The organism is Bradyrhizobium sp. MV1.5 (assembly GCF_055807615.1).
The window spans coordinates 96,262-116,387 of the sequence record NZ_JBVVPL010000003.1 but is presented as its reverse complement, the minus strand read 5'-3'; the positions used below and the strand labels follow the sequence as shown (position 1 = coordinate 116,387).

At 64.6% G+C, this 20,126-nt stretch carries 24 protein-coding genes and 1 tRNA gene; 13 read left to right on the top strand and 12 right to left on the bottom strand.

The genetic code is table 11. From position 1 onward, the window contains the following. Positions 1 to 16: 16 nt before the first annotated feature. The 4 genes from AC0L2J_RS04190 (at position 17) to AC0L2J_RS04175 (ending at position 3,152) form a co-directional block, all read left to right on the top strand. The gene (locus tag AC0L2J_RS04190; protein ID WP_473387378.1) at positions 17 to 994 is read left to right on the top strand and encodes a peptidyl-alpha-hydroxyglycine alpha-amidating lyase family protein; all 978 of its coding nucleotides are present in this window, start codon (positions 17 to 19) and stop codon (positions 992 to 994) included. A gap of 214 nt (positions 995 to 1,208) precedes the next feature. Then, positions 1,209 to 1,766 (top strand): HNH endonuclease, encoded by a 558-nt coding sequence (locus tag AC0L2J_RS04185; protein ID WP_007597381.1) that lies wholly within the window; start codon positions 1,209 to 1,211, stop codon positions 1,764 to 1,766. Positions 1,767 to 2,122: 356 nt separating this feature from the next. After that, the gene (locus tag AC0L2J_RS04180; protein WP_473387376.1) at positions 2,123 to 2,344 is read left to right on the top strand and encodes a dodecin; all 222 of its coding nucleotides are present in this window, start codon (positions 2,123 to 2,125) and stop codon (positions 2,342 to 2,344) included. 160 nt (positions 2,345 to 2,504) lie between these two features. Next, a complete protein-coding gene (locus tag AC0L2J_RS04175; protein WP_473387372.1) occupies positions 2,505 to 3,152 on the top strand; it encodes an HAD family hydrolase in 648 nt (215 codons plus the stop codon). Positions 3,153 to 3,176: 24 nt separating this feature from the next. Here the strand turns inward: AC0L2J_RS04175 and AC0L2J_RS04170 are convergent, their stop codons facing one another. The 6 genes from AC0L2J_RS04170 to AC0L2J_RS04145 form a co-directional block, all read right to left on the bottom strand. After that, complete coding sequence (locus AC0L2J_RS04170; RefSeq protein ID WP_007597389.1) at positions 3,177 to 4,145, bottom strand: ABC transporter ATP-binding protein; 969 nt, start codon at positions 4,143 to 4,145, stop codon at positions 3,177 to 3,179. After that, positions 4,142 to 5,137: an ABC transporter ATP-binding protein gene (locus AC0L2J_RS04165; protein WP_473387370.1), complete on the bottom strand. Its 996-nt coding sequence runs from the start codon at positions 5,135 to 5,137 to the stop codon at positions 4,142 to 4,144. The genes AC0L2J_RS04170 and AC0L2J_RS04165 overlap by 4 nt, the downstream gene beginning before the upstream one ends. Beyond that, positions 5,137 to 6,054, bottom strand: a complete 918-nt coding sequence (locus AC0L2J_RS04160) for an ABC transporter permease (protein WP_007615333.1) — start codon at positions 6,052 to 6,054, stop codon at positions 5,137 to 5,139. The genes AC0L2J_RS04165 and AC0L2J_RS04160 overlap by 1 nt, the downstream gene beginning before the upstream one ends. Continuing rightward, the gene (locus AC0L2J_RS04155; protein WP_007597394.1) at positions 6,020 to 6,979 is read right to left on the bottom strand and encodes an ABC transporter permease; all 960 of its coding nucleotides are present in this window, start codon (positions 6,977 to 6,979) and stop codon (positions 6,020 to 6,022) included. Before AC0L2J_RS04155 ends, AC0L2J_RS04160 begins: the two co-directional genes overlap by 35 nt. 28 nt (positions 6,980 to 7,007) lie before the next feature. Continuing rightward, positions 7,008 to 8,798 carry a peptide ABC transporter substrate-binding protein gene (locus AC0L2J_RS04150; RefSeq protein WP_007615334.1) on the bottom strand — a complete coding sequence of 597 codons (1,791 nt, stop codon included), beginning with the start codon at positions 8,796 to 8,798 and terminating at the stop codon, positions 7,008 to 7,010. Positions 8,799 to 9,060: 262 nt separating this feature from the next. Beyond that, a complete protein-coding gene (locus AC0L2J_RS04145; protein WP_007615335.1) occupies positions 9,061 to 10,479 on the bottom strand; it encodes a M20 family metallopeptidase in 1,419 nt (472 codons plus the stop codon). A 283-nt stretch (positions 10,480 to 10,762) separates the two neighbouring features. Here AC0L2J_RS04145 and AC0L2J_RS04140 point away from each other — a divergent pair, with 283 nt between their 5' ends. The 3 genes from AC0L2J_RS04140 (at position 10,763) to AC0L2J_RS04130 (ending at position 13,122) form a co-directional block, all read left to right on the top strand. Beyond that, positions 10,763 to 11,734 (top strand): S1C family serine protease, encoded by a 972-nt coding sequence (locus AC0L2J_RS04140; RefSeq protein ID WP_473387366.1) that lies wholly within the window; start codon positions 10,763 to 10,765, stop codon positions 11,732 to 11,734. Between the two features lie 28 nt (positions 11,735 to 11,762). Next, positions 11,763 to 12,833, top strand: coding sequence for a phospholipase (locus AC0L2J_RS04135; protein WP_473387365.1), 1,071 nt, complete (start codon positions 11,763 to 11,765; stop codon positions 12,831 to 12,833). 82 nt (positions 12,834 to 12,915) lie between these two features. Beyond that, positions 12,916 to 13,122 (top strand): hypothetical protein, encoded by a 207-nt coding sequence (locus AC0L2J_RS04130; protein WP_027514183.1) that lies wholly within the window; start codon positions 12,916 to 12,918, stop codon positions 13,120 to 13,122. A 78-nt stretch (positions 13,123 to 13,200) separates the two neighbouring features. Here AC0L2J_RS04130 and AC0L2J_RS04125 read toward each other — a convergent pair whose 3' ends face one another. The 4 genes from AC0L2J_RS04125 to AC0L2J_RS04110 form a co-directional block, all read right to left on the bottom strand. Next, positions 13,201 to 13,860 carry a DsbA family protein gene (locus AC0L2J_RS04125; RefSeq protein WP_473387362.1) on the bottom strand — a complete coding sequence of 220 codons (660 nt, stop codon included), beginning with the start codon at positions 13,858 to 13,860 and terminating at the stop codon, positions 13,201 to 13,203. 87 nt (positions 13,861 to 13,947) lie between these two features. Then, complete coding sequence (locus AC0L2J_RS04120; protein WP_007615340.1) at positions 13,948 to 14,670, bottom strand: LrgB family protein; 723 nt, start codon at positions 14,668 to 14,670, stop codon at positions 13,948 to 13,950. An 8-nt stretch (positions 14,671 to 14,678) separates the two neighbouring features. Then, positions 14,679 to 15,050, bottom strand: a complete 372-nt coding sequence (locus AC0L2J_RS04115) for a CidA/LrgA family protein (protein WP_473387361.1) — start codon at positions 15,048 to 15,050, stop codon at positions 14,679 to 14,681. 97 nt (positions 15,051 to 15,147) lie between these two features. Then, complete coding sequence (locus AC0L2J_RS04110) at positions 15,148 to 15,576, bottom strand: acyl-CoA thioesterase (protein WP_473387359.1); 429 nt, start codon at positions 15,574 to 15,576, stop codon at positions 15,148 to 15,150. Positions 15,577 to 15,685: 109 nt separating this feature from the next. Between AC0L2J_RS04110 and AC0L2J_RS04105 the strand changes: the two genes are divergently transcribed. Further along, positions 15,686 to 16,234, top strand: coding sequence for a TetR/AcrR family transcriptional regulator (locus tag AC0L2J_RS04105; RefSeq protein WP_018453212.1), 549 nt, complete (start codon positions 15,686 to 15,688; stop codon positions 16,232 to 16,234). A gap of 47 nt (positions 16,235 to 16,281) precedes the next feature. Here AC0L2J_RS04105 and AC0L2J_RS04100 read toward each other — a convergent pair whose 3' ends face one another. Then, positions 16,282 to 16,773: a hypothetical protein gene (locus AC0L2J_RS04100; protein WP_473387356.1), complete on the bottom strand. Its 492-nt coding sequence runs from the start codon at positions 16,771 to 16,773 to the stop codon at positions 16,282 to 16,284. A gap of 202 nt (positions 16,774 to 16,975) precedes the next feature. Here AC0L2J_RS04100 and AC0L2J_RS04095 point away from each other — a divergent pair, with 202 nt between their 5' ends. Both AC0L2J_RS04095 and AC0L2J_RS04090 read left to right on the top strand, forming a co-directional pair. Further along, a complete protein-coding gene (locus AC0L2J_RS04095; protein ID WP_007597424.1) occupies positions 16,976 to 17,260 on the top strand; it encodes a PsiF family protein in 285 nt (94 codons plus the stop codon). Between the two features lie 99 nt (positions 17,261 to 17,359). Next, positions 17,360 to 18,445, top strand: a complete 1,086-nt coding sequence (locus AC0L2J_RS04090; RefSeq protein WP_063994121.1) for an AbrB family transcriptional regulator — start codon at positions 17,360 to 17,362, stop codon at positions 18,443 to 18,445. A gap of 3 nt (positions 18,446 to 18,448) precedes the next feature. Here the strand turns inward: AC0L2J_RS04090 and AC0L2J_RS04085 are convergent, their stop codons facing one another. Further along, a complete protein-coding gene (locus tag AC0L2J_RS04085) occupies positions 18,449 to 18,988 on the bottom strand; it encodes a disulfide bond formation protein B (RefSeq protein ID WP_063994122.1) in 540 nt (179 codons plus the stop codon). Between the two features lie 154 nt (positions 18,989 to 19,142). Between AC0L2J_RS04085 and AC0L2J_RS04080 the strand changes: the two genes are divergently transcribed. The 3 genes from AC0L2J_RS04080 to AC0L2J_RS04070 all read left to right on the top strand — a co-directional run bounded on the left by AC0L2J_RS04080 (position 19,143) and on the right by AC0L2J_RS04070 (position 20,089). Beyond that, a tRNA-Leu gene (locus tag AC0L2J_RS04080) sits at positions 19,143 to 19,227 on the top strand. A 169-nt stretch (positions 19,228 to 19,396) separates the two neighbouring features. Then, positions 19,397 to 19,699: a hypothetical protein gene (locus AC0L2J_RS04075; RefSeq protein WP_063994123.1), complete on the top strand. Its 303-nt coding sequence runs from the start codon at positions 19,397 to 19,399 to the stop codon at positions 19,697 to 19,699. Positions 19,700 to 19,855: 156 nt separating this feature from the next. Continuing rightward, positions 19,856 to 20,089, top strand: a complete 234-nt coding sequence (locus AC0L2J_RS04070) for a hypothetical protein (RefSeq protein ID WP_473387353.1) — start codon at positions 19,856 to 19,858, stop codon at positions 20,087 to 20,089. Positions 20,090 to 20,126: the final 37 nt, after the last annotated feature.

Genomic DNA, 20,126 nt, shown 5'->3' with positions numbered 1-20,126 from the left:
TAAGAGGAGAACACCCATGCCAGCCATTCTCGGCACCGGCGAGCACCGCTACCGCGTCGTTGAAAACTTCGCAAAGCTGCCGGACGGATGGCAGCTCACCGACGTCGCTTCGGTCGCGGTCGACAGCAAGGACCGCGTCTACGTCTTCAACCGCGGGGCCCATCCGATGGTCGTGCTGGACCGCGAGGGCAATTTCTTGCGCAGTTGGGGCGAAGGTCTGTTCTCGCGCGCCCACGGCCTGCACATCGATGCCAACGACAATCTCTATTGCACCGATGACGGCGACCACACCGTGCGCAAGTGCACCACCGACGGCAAGGTGCTGCTGACGATCGGCGTCCCCGAAAAGCCGTCGCCGTTCATGAGCGGCGATCCCTTCCACCGCTGTACCCACACCGCGCTGTCGCCGAAGGGCGAGATCTACGTCTCCGACGGCTATGGCAATGCGCGCGTGCACAAATTCACACCCGATGGCAAGCTGATGACAAGCTGGGGCGAGCCCGGCACCGATCCCGGCCAGTTCAACATCGTGCACAACATCGCCACCGATGCCGACGGCTTTGTCTATGTCGCCGACCGCGAGAACCATCGCGTTCAGGTGTTCGACGGCAACGGCCAATACGAGACGCAGTGGAACAATCTGCACCGCCCCTGTGCGCTGTGCTGCTGCGGCGGCGGCAAGAGCCCGACCTTCGTCATCGGGGAACTCGGGCCCGGCCTCGCCGTCAACCGCAAGGTGCCCAATCTCGGCCCGCGGCTCTCGATCGTGGACGCGAAAGGCAACCGCATCGCGCGGCTCGGCGGCGAGGCGGGCCCGGGCGTTGCGAGCGGAAAATTCCTGGCGCCGCACGGCATCGCGCTGGATTCCAGGGGCGACATCTATGTCGGCGAGGTCGGCGTCACCGACTGGAAGACCAGCTTTCCGGACGAGGAGATGCCGGCCGCGGTGCGCGCCACTCGGTGCTTGCAGAAGCTGGAGCGGGTACGGGAGTAGCTGTCTCAGCACATCCACGTCGCGCTGTCAGGACGAAGCTGTCCCCACCGCCTCGGACCTGGAAATCACGGCGTTTTGCGCGCTTTGCCACCTCTCGGCCGCATTGCTTGCGCCGGAATAAGTCGCTCGACGGGCTTCACAATCCCGTCACGCTGCATGTAGTATGTCAGTTACGTGCTGCTTCGCAGCGTACATTGGAGGCCAGGAGCGTTACTTGAACGCACATGTCTCGCAAGGCCATTGGCCGGTGTTGGTGCTGAATGCGGACTTCCGGCCGCTGAGTTACTACCCACTGTCTTTGTGGTCGTGGCAGGACGCGATCAAGGCGGTATTCCTCGACCGCGTCAACATCGTCGCGCATTACGATCAGGCGGTCCATAGTCCCACGCTGCAAATGCAGCTGCCGAGCGTCGTCTCGCTCAAATCCTTCGTCAAGCCGACCACGCACCCTGCCTTCACCCGATTCAACGTCTTCCTGCGCGATCGTTTCGCCTGCCAATATTGCGGCTCGCCCGAAGACCTCACCTTCGACCACATCATCCCGCGCAGCAAAGGCGGCCAGACCACCTGGGAGAATGTGGTCGCGGCGTGCTCGCCCTGCAATCTGCGCAAGGGCAATCTGACGCCGGTACAGGCCAAGATGTTTCCGCGCCAGCACGCCTTCGCGCCGACCGTGCACCAGCTCCACCGTAACGGCCGGCTGTTCCCGCCAAATTATCTGCACGACAGCTGGCTGGATTATCTCTACTGGGATACGGAGCTGGATCCGTAAGGGAGCGCCGAACTGCGGCACCAATCTCGGCTCCGCGCGTCAGGCTGCGGTCCGTGGAGTTGAGCCTCTACACCCGCTGCAAGGCAAGCGTCCCCCGAGCGTGAGTGCCAGCGCCGCTCATTCGCGGGAGCCAAGCGGCTTGTCATGGATGATTGCGGCGGAGACCACGCTGATCACGAGAACGATCAGCATGCCTGTCGATGCAGACGGAGCGTCTCGAACCAGGTGAGCTAGCAGATCTCAAAGGACGGAACTTGAAGCGCCGGCGCCCGTTCAAAGCCGAGGCCAGACGTTTCCACAGGCGCCGATTGTCGGCGACACGCCACACTGCCACAGCACAAGAGGGGAGACTTGCGATGCCCACAGCCGAGCACGATCACGTCTACAAGATCCTGGAACTGGTCGGATCGTCCGAGACCTCCATCGAGGACGCGATCAAGAACGCGGTCAGCCGGGCCGCCAAGACCGTTCGCGAGATGAAATGGTTCGAGGTGGTGCAAACGCGCGGCCATATCGAGAACGGTGCCGTTCGCCATTACCAGGTGACGTTGCGCGTCGGCTTCACGCTGGAGGGGTGATACGGCTCACCAGGCGTCGCGGACGCTGCCCTGGCCGGCGCAGCTGCGGACGAGGTTCGCGAGGCAGCCACGAACACGGGCCTCGCGAGTCCCGGTAATCCGGCGTTGCCCCCGATTTGTCGCCTGCGCTCCAGCGCGGTATGGCTTGGATCACGGCCGGATGTTCGGCCAATCCGAGAGTGCTGCTGTGACTGGTCAAATCAAACTCGTCCTCTTCGACATGGACAATGTCCTCTGCGACTACGACAGGGCAAAGCGTGTCGCATGGCTGGCGAAGGTTGCGGGGACCACGAGCGAATCCGTCCACAAGGCGATCTGGGACAGCGGCTTCGAGCTGCTCGGCGATTCCGGCACTCTCGACGCCGCGGACTATTTGCGGGGTTTCGGCGAGCGCATCGGCTATCCGCTGTCACTGGACGAGTGGATTGAGGCGCGACGCCGTTCAATGCAGGCCTATCGTGCGATGCTGGAGATTGCCGGCAGCTTGCGTCAAACCGTCGACATTGCCGTCCTGACCAACAACACCACGCTGGTAGCCGACCATATCGCTGCGCTGCTGCCGGAATTGCCGCCGCTGTTCGGCTCGCGAATCTACGCCTCGGCCCGGTTCAAGACGGCGAAGCCGGACCCGCGCTGCTTCCGCCTCTGTCTATCGGAGCTCGACTTCAAACCGGAGAGCGTTCTGTTCGTCGACGATCTCATGGCCAATGTCGCCGGCGCGCGAGAGGCGGGTCTGTTCGCGCATCACCATACCTCGGTTGAGGCTTTCAGGCAGGCCCTTTCGGAGCACGGCCTGCTTCACGCATGAATGCGCGCTCCGCTTTTCCCGGCGTCAGGCGAGATGACACGCCACGAAGTGCCCGCCCGCCCCCTCCTTCAGCTCCGGCGCGCTTTCCGCGCAACGCGGCTGGGCGATAGGACAGCGGGTGTGGAAGTGGCAGCCCGACGGCGGCTTCATCGGGCTCGGAACGTCGCCCTTGAGGCGGATGCGCTCGCGCTTGAGCTTGGGATCGGGTACCGGCACCGCTGATAACAGCGCCCTCGTGTAGGGATGCTGCGGATTGCGGTAGAGGTCGCTGGCCTTGGCGAGCTCGACGATGCGGCCGAGATACATCACCGCGACGCGGTCGGAGATGTGCTCGACCACCGACAAATCGTGCGCAACGAAGAGATAGGTGAGGTTCAGCTCGGCCTGGAGGTCTTCCAGCAAGTTGATGACCTGCGCCTGGATCGAGACGTCGAGCGCAGACACCGGTTCGTCGCAGACGATCAGTTTCGGCTCGACCGCAAGCGCACGCGCGATCACGATGCGCTGGCGCTGACCGCCGGAGAATTCATGCGGATAGCGGCGCATGTGCTCGGCCTTGAGCCCGACCTTCACCAGCAGGCTCGCGACGCGATCCTCACGCTCCTTGGCGGATGAGCCGAGCTTATGGATGACGAGGGCTTCGCCGAGGATGGCGCCGACCGTCATGCGCGGATTGAGGGAGGCGAACGGATCCTGGAACACCAGCTGCATGTTCCGCCGCATCGCGCGCAAATCGTTGCCGCCGAGCTGGCGGACATCCTGGCCATCGAACACGACCTCGCCGTCTGTCGGCTCGATCAGGCGCAGCACGCAGCGTCCGGTCGTCGACTTACCGCAGCCGGATTCGCCGACAAGGCCGAGCGTTTCGCCGCGGTTGACCGAGAACGAGACCCCATCGACGGCATAAACGCTGCCGACCTGGCGCGACAACAACCCGCCGTGCACGGGAAAATATTTCTTCAGGCCGCTGACGCGGAGCAAAGGCTCGGTCATGCTGCGCCTCCCAACTGCGTATCTCCCAGATGACAGGCCATGCGGTGGCCGGGCGCGATCTCGCGCAGCAACGGCTCCCTCTCGGTGCAGACGCTCATGGCGTGGCGGCAGCGCGGAGCGAAGCGGCAGCCGGCCGGCGGATTGATCAGGATCGGCACCGAGCCGCCGATCGCCTCCAGACGTACCTTGTGCTCGCTGGCAAGATCGATGCGCGGGATCGAGCGGATCAGTCCCTGGGTATAGGGATGGCCGGGATTGCCGAAGAGCTCGTCGACAGACGCCTCCTCCACCACCTTGCCGGCATACATCACGACGACGCGTTGCGCGGTCTCGGCGACGACGCCCATGGCATGGGTGATCAGCATCACCGCCATGCCGAAGCGTTCCTTCATATCCTGGAGCAGGTCGAGGATCTGCGCCTGAATGGTGACGTCGAGGGCCGTGGTGGGCTCGTCGGCGATGATCAGCTTCGGTTTGCAGGCGAGCGCCATCGCGATCATCACGCGCTGGCGCATGCCGCCGGAGAACTGATGGGGATAGTTGTGCACGCGGCCTTCGGCGTTGGGAATCTGCACCAGCTTGAGCATCTCGATGGTGCGCTCGAGCGCCTGTTTCCTGGTGACATTCTCATGGCGGCGCAGGCTTTCGGCGATCTGCTCGCCGATGGTGAGCACCGGATTGAGCGAGGTCATTGGCTCCTGGAAGATGAAGCCGATCTCCTTGGCGCGGATCTCGTCGAGCTGACTGCTCGTCAGCGGCACGAGATCGCGGCCTTCGAAAATGATCTCGCCTGCCGCGATGCGGCCCGGCGGCATCGCAATCAGCTTCAGGATCGACATCGCGGTGACGGTCTTGCCGCAACCGGATTCGCCGACGACGCAGAGCGTCTCGCCGCGGTTGATGGAGATGTCGACACCATCGACGGCCTGGAGGATGCCGTCGTCGGTGGAGAAGTGGGTTTTCAGTCCCTTGATCTCGAGCAACGGCGCCATCAGATCACCCGGCGCGCATCGAGCGCGTCACGCAAGCCGTCGCCGATGAAGTTGATGGCGACCACCGCGATGAAGATTGCGCCGCCCGGGAACAGCGCCCAGTGCGGGCCGATGTCGAGAAAGTCTTTCGCGTCATAAAGCAGCCTGCCCCAGGTCGGCGTATCCGGAGGGAAGCCGAGGCCGAGGAAGGACAGCGTCGATTCCGCGATGATGGCTGCGGCGACGTCGATGGTGCCGGCGATGATCACCGGACCCAGCGCATTGGGCAGGATATGGCGCACCACCTGCCGCACCGGGCTTGCCCCGAGCGCGCGCGCGGCTTCGACGAATTCCTTCTCGCGGATCGACAGGAACTGGGCGCGAACGAGGCGGGCGACCGGCATCCACCGCAAGCCACCGATCACGAGCACGATCAAGATGAAAATGCCGCCCTCGGGGCCGAAAGCGGCCTTCAGCCCGTCGCGGAAGAGATAGATCAGCAGCAGCAGCAGGGGCAATTGCGGCAGCGACAGGAAGAGATCGGTGAGCCACATCAGCCCATGGCCGAGCGCGCCGCGCGACATGCCGGCGAGCGCGCCGATCAGCACCCCGACAAAGACCGAGACCAGCATCGCGGCGAGACCGACCGCGAGCGAGATGCGCCCGCCATAGATCATGCGGGCGAGGATGTCCTGCCCAAGATCGTCGGTGCCGAAGGGATGGGCCAGCGACGGCCCCTGCATGCCCGCCACGATATCGATGTCGTCGATCTTGACCCGCCAGACGAAGGGGCCGACCACCACCGCCAGGATCAGAACGAGGAGCAGGAACGCGCTGACCACGGCAAGCTTGTGCCGGCTATAGCGCCGCCACGTCTCGCGCCAGGGCGAGTAGACGCGCCGCTCAGCGGAGGGAGATGCGAGGGTCAAGCCAGCCATAAAGAACGTCCGCGATGAGATTGAACAGCACGACCAGGCACGCAAAGACGAAGGTGACGGCCATCACCACCGGCGTGTCGTTGGAAAGGATGGAGGAGATCAGCAGCGAGCCGATGCCGGGGATGCGAAAAATCTGCTCGGTGACGATGGCGCCGCCGAACACCGCCGGGATTTGCAACGCAATCAGCGTGACGACCGGAATCATCGCGTTGCGCATCACGTGCTTGATGATCACACGCCGCTGGCCGATGCCCTTGGCGCGCGCGGTGGTGACGTAGTCGAGCCGGATCACGTCGAGCATCGCCGAGCGCACGAAACGCGTCATCGACGCCGCCTGGAACAGGCCGAGCACCGCCACCGGCATGATCGCCTGCCGGATCATCTCCAGCACCCAGTGAATACCCGTGCCCTTGATGTCGGTCGTGTAGACGAAAGGCAGCCAGTCCAGCGTGACCGAGAAGATCAGGATGAACAGGATGCCGGTGAAGAAGGTCGGCAGCGAGAAGCCGACAAAGGCGAGCGTGTTGGCGACCTGGTCAAACAGCGAATAAGGTTTCGTCGCGGCATAGACCCCGACCGGGATCGCGATCAGGAGCGCCAGAATCTGCGCCGAGCCGATCACGTAGAGCGTCGTTGGCAGTCGCTGGAGAATGAGCGTGTCGACGTTCATCCTACTGACGAAGGAGAAACCCCAGTCGCCGTGCAGCATGGCGTTGAGCCAGTGCAGGTAACGAAGGTAGATCGGATCGTCGAGGCCGAACTTCGCCCGAAGCGCGAGAGCGACTTCGGGCGGCACGTTCGGATTGGTCGCCAGCTCCGAGAAAGGATCGCCCGGGGCGAGTGCGAGCACGACGAACAGCACGAGCGAAATTCCGAGCAGGCTCGGAATCGCGATCAGGAGGCGACGCAGGACATACTGGCTCATGAAGAAGGACCGCTCTAGGCGTGCGTCATCATTCTTCGCGGTACCAGTCGAACAAATTGTCGGTTTCGTTGGCCCAGCCGGAAACGACCGGACGCAGATTGTTGGCGGCCGCCTCGACCTTCAGGCGGTGCTGCACCGGGATGAAGACGATGTCCTGGTACATGAGGTCATTGGCCTTGATGTAGAACGCCGCGCGCTTGACCGGATCCATCTCGCCGTCCGCGGCAAGGATGGTCGCGTCGTACTCCTTGTTGACCCAGCGCGGGAAGTTGGTGCCCTGCCACTTGTTTTCCTTGGTCGCGACGAGGTTCGAAAGGTAGCGACGCATGTGCTGCGACGGATCGGGCTGGCTCAGCGGGATCTGGAACATCTCCATGTCGGCGTAGAACTTGGAATAGGTGTCGGGATTGCCGACGTCGGAGGAGAAGAACACGGAGGCGACGACCGATTTCAGCTCGACGTCGATGCCCGCCTTCTGGCAGGCCTGCTTGACGATCGCCTGCGTCTTCTGGCGCGGCCCGTTGATCGCGGTCTGGTAGAGGAGCTTCAGCTTCTTGCCATCCTTCTCGCGGATGCCGTCGGCGCCCGGCTTCCAGCCGGCATCGTCGAGGATCTTCGAAGCCTTCTCGACGCTGAACTCCCACGAGGTGTTCTTGGACACGAACTTTTCCGGTCCGTTGAGGAAGTTGGCGGTGGTGCGGCCGGCGCGGCCGTAGATCGCCTTCTTGACCGACTCGCGATCGATCAGCAGCGAGAGCGCCTTGCGCACTGCCGGATCGGAAAACAGCGGGTGCTTGGTCTTGATCGAGGAGCGCTCGCCATCGACCTCGGTGTTGGGATCGGTGAAGTTCAGCGCGATGAATTCGGTGTCGCCGCCGACGGCGTAGACGGTCTTTCCCTTGCCGCCCTTCTCCAGGCGCAGCAGCACGTCGTCCTCGACCTGAATGTTCCAGCCGAAATCATATTCGCCGGTCTGGATCACCGCGCGCGCGGCAGAGACGGCGTCGCCGCCGCCCTTCATCTCGATCGAATCGAAATAGGGCCGGTTCGCCATGTGATAATCGGGATTGATCACCCCGCGGACGAGATCGCCCGGCTTGAACTCGACGAACTTGTAGGGGCCGGTGCCGACCGGCGAGAGGTTGGTCGGCGCCTCCCGCGACTTGGACCCCATATAGTCCTTGAACAGATGTTTCGGGATGATGGTATTGGGAGCCCCGACAAAAGCGTCGGCCCAGAACGGCGTCGGCTTGTTGAAGAGGATGCGGACCGTGAGGTCGTCCACCTTCTGGACCGTGATGTCGCGGAGCGTCGCAATGGTCAGCGCGGAGGTCGCCGGATCCTTGGCATATTCCCAGTTGAAGACGACGTCGTCGGCTGTGAACGGCGTGCCGTCATGCCATTTGACGCCGGGTTTGAGCTTCCAGGTGACCGACTTGCCGTCGGCGGCGAGGCCGCCGTTCTGGATCGAGGGAATTTCGGCAGCCAGGACCAGCTTCATATTGCCGTCGGGATCCCAACAGGCGAGCGGCTCGTAGAACAGACGCGCGCCGTCCTGGTCCTTGGTGCCGGTGGCAAAATGCGGATTGAGCAGGGTCGGCCCCTGCCACCACAGCAGCTTGAGCGCACCACCACCGCCGCGCTTGGTCGGCTTGTAGGTCGAGACGCCCTCGGCCATCGCGACGCCGCCAAGCGCGAGGATCTGGTTGGCCAAAGGCGCGGTGAGACCCACGGCAGCCAGGCGCTGAATGAAGCCGCGGCGATCCATCCGCCCGTCCTTCACGTCACCGATCATCGAACGCAGTTCTTTATCCAGCATGGTTGTCCCCCGTCTGGTTCCCGTATGGATGCAGGCGGTCGCGCGAGACGACCACCGGGCTTGGCTGGCGGTAGATGGCACACCGAATGGGGTGCGCGTCAACTACGACCGTGTGTATGCAAACGGTCTTCTGACTGTCTGTTGGGCAAAACCATATTCCGCAGCCCATCCGTTCGGCAATCCAGCATCAAAACACGCTGAATTCCGCGCTGCACTGCAGAAAATTTGATCGCCGCATCAGACGAAGTATCGAGGCGAAATTCTACGCCACGGACATGTCGAGCGGCGGCGCGACGTGATCCGGCAGCGGACAGACGTAAGGCGTCTTGGCCGTCCGCTTCTCGAGGTCAGCCTTGGCAGCCTTGATCAGCTCAGGGTCCGTCAGCGCCTTGATGCCGATGCCGGCCATCGCCTTGGCGGCCTGCACCATGGCTTTGTGCGCATGCGCGCTCTTGCCCTGCGCGACCACCTGCCAGGTGTGGAAGGGCGTGCCGATTGCAACCGTGGGTGCGTGGACCTGCACGGTCGGCACCACCCAGCTTACGTCGCCGACGTCGGTCGAGCCGACCAGCGGATTGCGCTTGGCATCGAGTGGCACCAGGAAGTCGGCCAGCGGCCGTTCGGTCGGCTCCATGCCGATCGCGTAATAGACCGACTCGATGTCCTTGTCGCTCAGCGTCGCGCGTATCTCCGTGGCAAAGCCCTTGTCTGCGTCGTCGAAATGCGGCGGTCCGAGCTCTTCCATGACCCGGTGCAGCGCCTGCTCCAGTGGCGTGTTCGGCAGGATGTTGGAGACCGCGGAGATGATCTTCATCTCGACCTTGGTCTCGGTCATCAGCGCCGCGCCGTCCGCGATCTTGCTCACGCGTCCGACCAGTTCGTTCATGCCGGGCAGATCACGGGCGCGGATCGAATAGCGCACGCGCGCATGCGCCTGCACCACGTTCGGGGCGATGCCGCCGGTGTCGAGCAGCGCGTAGTGCACGCGCGCGTCGCTCGGCATGTGCTCGCGCATATAGTTCACGCCGACATTCATCAGCTCCACCGCGTCGAGCGCGGAGCGGCCGAGATGCGGCGAGGCTGCCGCATGCGAGGTGCGGCCGGTGAAGATGAAATCGGCGCGGGTGTTGGCGAGTGACGGCGTCACCGCGACTTCCCAGAAGCTGTGCGGATGCCAGGTGATGGCGATGTCGGCGTCTTCAAATGCGCCGGAGCGCACCATGAAGGCTTTTGCCGCGCCGCCTTCCTCGGCGGGGCAGCCGTAATAGCGCACGCGGCCCGGCACCTTGTTCTCGGCAAGCCAGTCCTTCACCGCCGTCGCGGCCAGGAGAGCTGCGGAACCGAGCAGATTGTGGCCGCAGCCATGGCCGTGGCCGCCGGTCTCGACCGGACGATGCTCCGCGACGCCCGCCTCCTGGCTCAGGCCCGGCAGCGCGTCATATTCCCCCATGAAGGCAATGACCGGTCCGCCCTCGCCCCATTCGCCCATCACTGCGGTCGGAATGCCCGCGACCTGCTCGGTGATGCGAAAACCCTGATGACGCAACTCGGCAAGATGCTCGGCGGCGGACCGCGCCTCGGTGTAGCAGACTTCGGGCATGCCCCAGACCTTGTCGCTGAGGTCGATGAAACGTGCCTTGATCGTGTCGATGCCACGCCAGATGTCGCTGCGGTTGTCCATGCTTCGGTCCGTGATCCCTGGGTCAAACGAAGCGGCAATGGTTAGCAGCTTCATTGTACGGCGCCTAGCACCTCGCCGGACAGCAGCCATGCGGCCAATGCCGGAGGCCGCCCGACCGACCGTGCATAAACCGTTCCCCTGCCTTTCAAAGATTTCACACGGCGTTCTCTGGAATAGTTAGGAACGAGGCTTTCAAGACGGCCTCCTCCGCCCTAAATTATCCGTGCTTCGCGCGTCGCTCCGCTACCCACGGCGGAGCGATGCACTCAGCCAGGAGAACTCCATGCCCGCCCTGACCGAATGGAGAGTGCCGCCGGCCAATCAGCCGCGTGCGAGCGACTACGGTTTCGATCTCGACCACGCGCTCGCCTCCGTCGTCGGCCTGCATGCCATCATCCCGCCGGACGCTTTCAGTGCCGAGACACTGGGCACCGAACGCGCCGGCAACGGCGTCGTGATCGACAACGGGCTGGTGCTCACCATCGGTTACCTCATCACCGAGGCAGAGTCCGTGTGGCTGCATGTCGGAGACGGGCGCGTGGTGGAGGGACATGTGCTCGGGTTCGATGCCGTCACCGGCTTTGGCCTGGTGCAGGCGCTCGGCCAGCTCGACGTCGATCCCTTGCCGCTCGGCATCTCGGCCGAGACCCGGCTCGGCGACCGCGTCGTGGTCGGCGGCGCCGGCGGACGCACGCGCTCGGTCGCGAGCCAGATCGTGGCCAAGCAGGAATTCGCGGGCTACTGGGAATATCTGCTGGACGAGGCCATCTTCACCCATCCCGCGCACCCGAACTGGGGCGGCACGGCGCTCCTCAATGAGCGCGGCGAGTTGATCGGCATCGGCTCGCTCCAGCTCGAACGCGAGCGCGACGGCAAGGCCGAGCACGTCAACATGATCGTGCCGATTGACCTGTTGAAACCGATCCTGGACGATCTGCGCAAATTCGGCCGCGTCAACAAGCCGGCACGGCCATGGCTCGGACTCTTTTCGACCGAGATCGACAACCGCGTGGTGGTGATCGGGATCTCCGCCAACGGTCCCGCCGCCCGTGCCGAGCTCAAGACCGGCGACGTCATCCTCGCGGTCGACGGCGAGAAGGTCACGAGCCAGACCGGCTTCTACAACAAGCTGTGGGGCCTCGGCGCCGCCGGCGTCGACGTGCCGCTGACGGTACATCATGAAGGTGTCACCTTCGACGTCACGGTGACCTCGACCGATCGCTTTAAGCTCTTGAAGGCGCCGAAGCTGCACTGACAAGCCGAACTGAAGCAGGGAAACGACGATGAGCGAGGCCGTCGTTGACGACATCGTGGCCGTGCTGCCGCCGCTGCTCAATGCGCTGGAAGCGCTCGGCTTCTTTCAGCGAAACCTGCACCCGCCGGCCTTCGGCTCCGTGATGAACGCGATCGGCGCGCCCGACGAGGCGTTGCAAACGGCGCGCGCGGCAATCGGAGCATGGCCGGAACAGTTCACCGGACTGCGCGAGCGACTCGACCGTGCCTGCGACGAGACGCTCGCCGCCTTTTCCGGCCTGCGCGAGGTCGAGCGTGGCAATGGCGACCTCGTCGCGGTCTTCCGCGCGCTGCGCCATCTGCCGCGCGCGCAGGAGGCACTCTATCCGCTGGCCGTGCAGTTTCCGCCGGTCAGCAGCTTCTTCCTCAACGCCGCCATGCGCGAGAACGCCGACCTGTTGTCGCGGCTCGAAGCCAGCGCGGACGCGCACACCGGCATCATCCACGATCACAACGAGCCCGGCAGCCGCGGCGGCTTTTCGGTCTACGTGCCCGAATATTACAGGCCCGACCGCGCCATGCCGCTGGTGATGGCGTTGCATGGCGGCAGCGGCAACGGCCGCGGTTTTCTGTGGAGCTGGCTGCGTGACGCCCGCAGTCTTGGTGCAATCCTGGTGGCGCCGACCGCGACCGGCCCGACCTGGGCCCTGATGGGTGACGATTCCGACACGCCCAACCTCATCCGCATTCTCGAAACCGTGCGCAGCCGCTGGACCATCGACGCCTCGCGCATGCTGCTGACAGGCATGAGCGACGGCGGCACCTTCTGCTACGTCACCGGGCTCGACGGCGCCTCGCCCTTCACGCATCTCGCGCCGGTGTCGGCAACCTTCCATCCCCTGATGGCAGAGATGGCTGACGCCACGCGCCTGCAGCGCCTTCCGATCTTCATCACGCACGGCAAGCTCGACTGGATGTTTCCGGTGCAGACCGCGCGGCAGACACAGGCGGCCCTCGCCGCCGCCGGCGCGAATGTCACCTATCGCGAGATCGACGACCTCAGCCACACCTATCCTCGCGAGATCAACGCGGAGCTGGTGCAGTGGCTGAATGAAGCGTGAACGGATCGTCCTTACCTGCGCCGCACTGTCGCGGAACAATCACTCCGGGTCGACGTTATCGCCCGTCATCGGAGGTTTCGCCATGCGGATGTTTCTTGGAATGATTTTGGGCGCGTTGCTGCTCGGCTGCGGCGTGTACGTCTATGACTCCATGCAGACGTCGTCGGTCGCCAATGGCGAGGTCGCGACGACCAATCGCACCATCGTAAACTGGGATGTCGCCAAAGCCGATTGGGACGCGCTGCGTGATCGCGCGCACAAGGACTGGGTCCGCATCTCCTCGAAGTAACGACGTGGCATATTGAATGAGGCGCCGTCGCGGGTCCGCGGCGGCGCCTTTGTGTTGCGCTGTGAATTACAGCTCGCCTTAGTTCATTTTCGCCTTGCGGGCGTCGGCGATGACCTGCTCGAACTCGTTCATGCTGAGAACGCCCGGCACGCGGTACTTGCCGACGATGAAGGACGGCGTGCCGCGGAAACCGAAGGCTTCGGCCTGCTCGTTGTTGCGCTTGAGCACGGCGTCGATGTCCTTGGCGTGATCGGCGAGATCGCGCTTCAACCGATCCATGTCGACGCCGGCGGCCGCGAGCAACTCGTTGATGCGCGGCTCGGTCAGGCGCGAGCTGACGCCCATCATGGCGTCGTGGGCCTGGTGGTACTTGTCCTGGAATTTCGCCGCGAGCGCGGTCCGCGCCGCCGTGACCGAAACCGGACCGAGAATCGGCCAGTCCTTCATCACCAGCCTGACCTTGCCGTCGTCCTGGATGACCTGACGCAACTCGGGCTCGAGCTTGCGGCAATAGGGGCAGTTGTAGTCGGACCATTCGATAATGCTAATATTTCCGTCGGGATTACCGGCCACGGGAACGTCGGGATCGCGCAGCACCTTGGCTTCGGTCAGCACCTCGTCTTCGTCGGTCGCCGCGCGCGCCGAGGTGATCCCACCCGCGACAAGGGCACCCACCCCGATCAGCGTCAGCGCCGCGCGCCGCGTCGGCACAAGGCCTTTGTTCCTGAATCCAGCCATATCTCGTCCTGTTTCGGTCCCATCTCCGTCGATACGGTTCGAGACCGGGAATTGTTACAGGTCATATAGAGTGTCGCGGCGCCGATGTCATCGCACCAACAGCGTGATCGCCAAAGGTACCAGGAAGGAGGTCACCAAAGCGTTCAGGCTCATGGCGATGCCGGAGAAGACGCCGGCGATCTCGTCGACCTGGAACGCACGCGCGGTACCGATTCCGTGCGCGGCAAGGCCGGCCGCAAAGCCGCGGGCGCGGAAGTCGGTAATGCCGGTGCGGTTCATCAGCGGCGTCACGATGATCGCTCCCATGATGCCCGTGAGGATGACGGCAACCGCAGCCAGCGAGGGATCGGCGTGCAGGGTTTCGGCGATGCCCATGGCAACGCCGGCCGTGACGGATTTCGGTGCGAGCGACAAAACCACGTCGCGCGGCAGACCGGCGAACTCGGCCAGCAACACCACGGACACCACGGCGGTGACCGATCCCGCGACCAGCGCCACCAGCATCGGCACGATCGAGGCGACGACGCGCTTGCGGTTCTCGTAGAGGGGAACAGCCAGCGCGACCGTCGCGGGCCCCAAAAGGAAGTGCACGAACTGCGCGCCGGCGAAATAGGTCGTGTAGGAGGTGCCGGTCAACAGCAGGAACGCGCCGACGATCCACATCGCATGCAGCACGGGGTTGGCGAGCGGATGACGCCGCGTCGCCAGCGACACCGCGTCCGTGCCGGCATAGACCAGCAGCGTCACGGTCAACCAAAGCAGCGGCGACTGCGAGAGGTAGACCCAGAGCGAGAACGGATTGTCCTTCACGGCGCGTCCTATTGCCTCAACAGCCGGCTGGCGAGGCGGAAGGTGAGTACGGTCGCGAGCAGCGTGACGACCACCGACAGCGCGAGCACGAGGATGATAGCGATGCCGTGGGACGCGAGCAGATCGAGTTTCTGCACGACGCCGACCCCGGCCGGCACGAACAGCAGCGACAGATGCGCCAGCAGACCCTTGCCGGCCCTCTCGACGCCATCATCGCCCAGCGGCCCGCGCGCGAGAAGCGCAAAGCGGTCGCGCGCGAGCAGCAGGATGAGGAGCAGCAAGAGGCCGAGTACCGGGCCCGGCATCGGGAGGCCGAGGCCGCGCACGACGGCTTCGCCGATCAACTGGCAGAGCAGGATGAGACCAAGGCTTGCAAGCATGACCGGAGTATCAAGGGATGCCCCGGCAGTCTTGTCAATCGCCGCTATGCAGCGGTCATGCGCGGCTCGTGCGAAGCGGCTCGTATGCGGCCATGGCTCAGGCCTCCGCCGGCTCGGTGAGATGCCTCAAGGCGATCTCGCGGATGGCATCCGTGAACGGCACCGATTTGCGCTGGCTACGGTCCATGTGCACGCCCGTGATCTCGCAGAACGCGGCGATGTCGCCGGTCTCGGCATTGGTCATGTCGTGCCGGAAGCGGATCGATTTGTCGCGGATCTCGAGCAGGCGACTGCGGATCTCGACGATGTCGCCGGCGAGCAGCTCGCGCTTGTAGGTGATGTTCTGCTGCACGGCGGCCATGCCGCGGCCGGAGCCGCGCAGATAGCTCGGCGTCAGCCCGAGGCGGGCAAACATATTCCAGTTGGCCTCGTCGAATTTGCCGACATACCACATGATGTTCATGTGGCCGACGTGATCGCACTGCCACGGATAGACCGTGCCGCGATAGGTCGCCTCCTGCTCCATCGCAATTCTCCCTGGCCTTTTCTGCCTTTGATTGTTGATACGGTAGCGTATCAACCTCCTCCCGCGCTAGCAATACGGCACCGTATCAAGAATCGGCGAGGCTGCCTGCATGAGTGACGGCAAAGGCGATGTCTGGGTCGAGGCAGGGCTCACCGAGCTCGCCCGATCGGGTGTCGAGGGGGTGCGGGTCGAGGTGCTCGCCAAGAATCTGGGCGTCACCAAGGGCGGCTTCTACCGCCGCTTTGCCGACCGTGCCGCGCTGCTCGGTGCCATGTTGGAACGCTGGCGCGAGGGGCGCTCAACGGCGATCGCGCAGCAGACGAGCCTTGATGGCCAGGAGCCCCGTGAACGGCTGCGGGCGGTAATCCAGCTCTATTCCGAGCGGCTCAATCCGGACGGGATGGCAATCGAGCTTGCGATCCGGCAATGGGCCCGCTCGGACGAGGGCGCCGCGGCAGCGGTGGCGAACGTGGACGCGGCGCGGCTGAAGCACGTCGCCGAACTCTATCGCGCGACCGGCCTCGATACCGAGGCAGCCGAAGCGCAGGCCTTCCTGTTCTACTGCTTCATCTTCGGCCAGAGCCTGCTGTTCGTCGAGCGCGGCCCGCGCAAGCGATCGCAGCTCGTGGCGAAATCGGCCGAGAAGCTACTGGATTAAAGCAAGAGGCCGGAGCTTGGCTCCGGCCTCTGCGTCGTCTTGAAGCGTCAGGCTGCGCCCTTCAGCTTCTTGTTGCATTCGCTGTAATAGCCGCCGCCCTTCTCGATCCACTTCATGCCGCCATTGCCGTTGGTGGTCTTGTTGGCGTTGTACTGGTCGACGCAGGTGTGCAGGCGCCCCTTGCCGGGGGTCTCCTTGGCGTATTTCGGATCGACCGCGTTCGGATAGATCGCGGGGCCGGCCGGCAGGGTCGGCGCAGCAGCCGGGGCGGCCTCCTTCTTCGCCTGCTTCGGCTCGGCGGGAGCGGCGGGCGCAGCAGGAGCGGCCGCGGTCGGTGCAGCCGCTGGCGTCGCGTCCGCGCCGCACTGGGCCTTGCGGAAGTCATTCCACTTCGTGGTGCCGAGCGACCCGTCCTTCTTGGCGGCCTGGTATTTCGCGCTGCACTCCTGCGAGGTCAGCGCCTGCGCCGGCGCACTTGCCACCAGCGCGGCAAAGCCCGACAGCGCAGCTGCACACAGCAACTTTGATTGAATGGTCATCCTTGGTCTCCTCCTTGATCTTCCCCCGAGGGAAGTGAACCGAGGATTGCTATCCTAGCGTGCCGCCCGCTCGCGACAAGGAAGCGATGGCTGCTGCCGCCAAAATATAGTGAGCCTCCACATTCGAATTATTCATGTCGCGTTCAGCAAGGCCAGCCGACTTTCGCGCCCTTCGCAATTCCCGCAAGAAGAGTGCAGCATCATGACCTTCACATCTCGCCTCGCCGTCGTCGCGCTCGCCTCCCTGCTCGCCACCGGCACTGCCTTCGCGCAGACCGCCGCGCCGGCAGCCAAGACCGACACCAAGACCACAACCGCCGCCCCCATGGACAAGAAGGCACCGAAGGAGCACTCGGCCGAGTCGCTCGAATGCTCCAAGCAGGCCGACGCCAAGGGCCTGCACGGCAAGGAGCGCAAGAAATTCCGCTCCGAATGCATCAAGACCGCCAAGGCCGGCATGGCCGCGCCGGCTGCGGACAAGAAGTAAGTCCTTCCCCCCCTGCTCGCGGCTTCGGCGAGAGGCGCGCGCATTGCGGCATGACGCGGCCGCAATTGTGCGCCTCTCACCGATTTGCGATAAGGTGGCGTGAAGCAAATCACCGCCTCCCTGCCGTTCGGATGGCCGAGCCGTGCCAAGATCTTGAGCACGGCGGAAACGCTCGTCATCGGCACCGCCGGGGGCCTCGTGTTTCTGCTCGCGGGCCTTCCGGGGGGATTGATCTCGGGCTCCATGATCGCGGTCGGGATCGCCGCGATCGCTGGTCGGCAGCTGACGCTGCCGCCGATCCTGACCCAGACCGTGCTGGTGCTGCTTGGCATTTCGCTAGGATCAGTCGTCTCGCGCCACCTGCTTCAACAGGTCAGTGCCTATCCGCTCACCATCGGGCTGCTCGCGCTCGCGACCTTCTGCTCGACCTTCGGCTCCAGCTATTATCTCCAGCGCATCCACGGCTGGGACCGCACCTCGGCCTTCCTCGCCGGCAGCCCCGGCGCGCTGTCGCAGATCACGATTTTGGCGGTCGAGCGCGGCGCCGACCTGCCGGGCATCGCGGTGGTGCAGACCATGCGCGTCATCATCCTCACCGCGGCACTGCCGATGGTGCTGGCGTTCGCCGGCGTCGCGCCCTCCGTCGCGCCATCGCTGACGACGACGATCGCCTCGCCGCTCGACCTCGTCGAGCTGGTCGCGGCATCGCTGGCCGCGGCACTCGTCCTGCGGCTGATAAAGTTTCCGGCGAGCTGGATGTTCGGCGCGATGATCGGCTCAAGCGTGCTGCATGGCGCAGGCTGGGTCGAGGGCGGCCTGCCGGACTGGGTACGCGGCGTGGCGCTGGTCGGCATCGGTGCCCTGATCGGCAGCCGCTTCGCGCGGATGCGGATCAAAACGCTCGCCGGCCACATCAACGCGGCGCTGGGCTCGTTTGCCGTCGCCATCGCCGTCTCCGCGATCTTCGTCGGCATCGTGGCGCTCACCACGCAGGTGAAATTCTCTGACGTCGTGGTCGCCTACGCACCAGGCGCGATGGACGCCATGCTGGCGCTGGCCCTGACGCTGCACATCGACCCGATCTTCGTCGGCGCACATCACCTCTCGCGTTTCGTCTTCGTGACGATCGCGACGCCGGGCATCGTGCACCTGTTCGGCCGGACGCAGGACGATGTGGATGATTGAGCCTCAGCGCTTCGCCGTCGCAACGAATCCCCACGCGGCGATCGCAGCCATCAACAGCGAGATCAGCAAATTGTAGCCGGCAAGCGAGAGGCCGAGGAAGCGCCACTGCACCTCGTCGCAGCGGACCACCTTCACGGTGTCGAGCCGCGACAGCAGGTCGGTGGCGCTGCCGAGATTGACGACGGGACCGGAGCAGTCGGTCGGTCCCTTCCAAAAGCCCCATTCGACGCCGGCGTGGTAGGTGCCGAGCCCGGCATTGGCGAGGCTTGCCAGCGCAAGGATCGCAAGGCCCGCGAGCAGCAGCGGCCTCGGCGCCCCGCCCCGCGCCGCGAGTGCGATGAGCAGGCCGAGCGGGATCGCGAGGTAATAGGCGTAGCGCTGCTCCAGGCAGAGCGGACAGGGCACGATCCCGAGCACCAGCTGGAAGAACCAGGCGCCTGCGATGGTCGCGGCTGCAATCAGCGTGACCGCGAGCGAAGCGACCAGCGCGGGGCTCGTGGCCGCCGGTTTGAATGCAGGTATTGCGGCACTCTGACTGGTCACGGCGGCCTCTTCCGGATGGATGCGGACTAAGCCTCTAGCCCCGCCCCATGCGGCTGTCGAGAACGGCCGGGATCACTTTGGCGCGGGTTGACCCCGTCCGGTCCATGGCTATAGTCCGCCGGCTTCGCGACGCCCTGTTTGGGGCTGACCGAAGGCCCCTGTGGCGGAACTGGTAGACGCGCTCGACTCAAAATCGAGTTCCGCAAGGAGTGCTGGTTCGATTCCGGCCAGGGGCACCACGCTTCGCCCTTTCGGGCTTCGGCGTGGCGCAGCCCGCGCCAAGCCCGAAAGGGTGAAGCGTGTCCGGCGAAGCCTCTTGGCGAAGACGGACTACCTCCCCCTCCCTAGCAATCGTCACATCCCACCTGTATAAACCGGTAGCTTCTTCCGCAATTCGAAGGAGCTCATATGAACGACCTGCACACGTGGCTTTCGCAACAGCACCACGGCCTGCGGACTTTCCGGATCTTTCAGCAAAAGCTTGAGACGCTCGGCCGCGACGCCCCCGAACAGCGCGGCCTGTGCCGTCTGTTGAGCGGTCTCGTCGGCAGCTATGTCGAGACCTTCGACGAGGCCCCGCTGCCCGTCGAAGTCGCTGACAGTGCCTATCATCGCCTGCTGACGCTGGTCGCAAGCCTCGACCTCGAGGGCGACACCAGCCGGCGGCTCGCCGACATCAACCGGGTTGCGACCTGCGAACTCTGGCAGTGACGAGAGCGGGCGGCCGTACGGCTCGCATCCGCATTCCCGGACACTTCGCCAGGAGAGGGCCGCGTGCTTCCCGGTATGACCTTCCGACGGGTTCGACTTCGCGGAGCCAGTCCCTATATCGTGCGGCAACGTATGTTGATGCAGCGAGCAACTTTGATGGCCAGGAGACGCGCGACGGAAACGGAAGCCGACGATCTCCCCCGCTATTTCGTCTGGGTGCGCGGTCTTGAAGGCCCCGAACCGCAGAAATGGATGACGATGGATTTCGGCGTCGGTGACTGGAAACGGCCGCTCGTGCTCGCCTATCTGGAGCTGCCGGAGGGCGAGCGACACTTGCCGTTGTCGGCGCTGGCCCGGCGATATCCGCCGCCGCGGGCTGAGCCCTCCTAGCGCCGCCATCCGGTGAGAGGCCGCCCGCTGTTCTCTT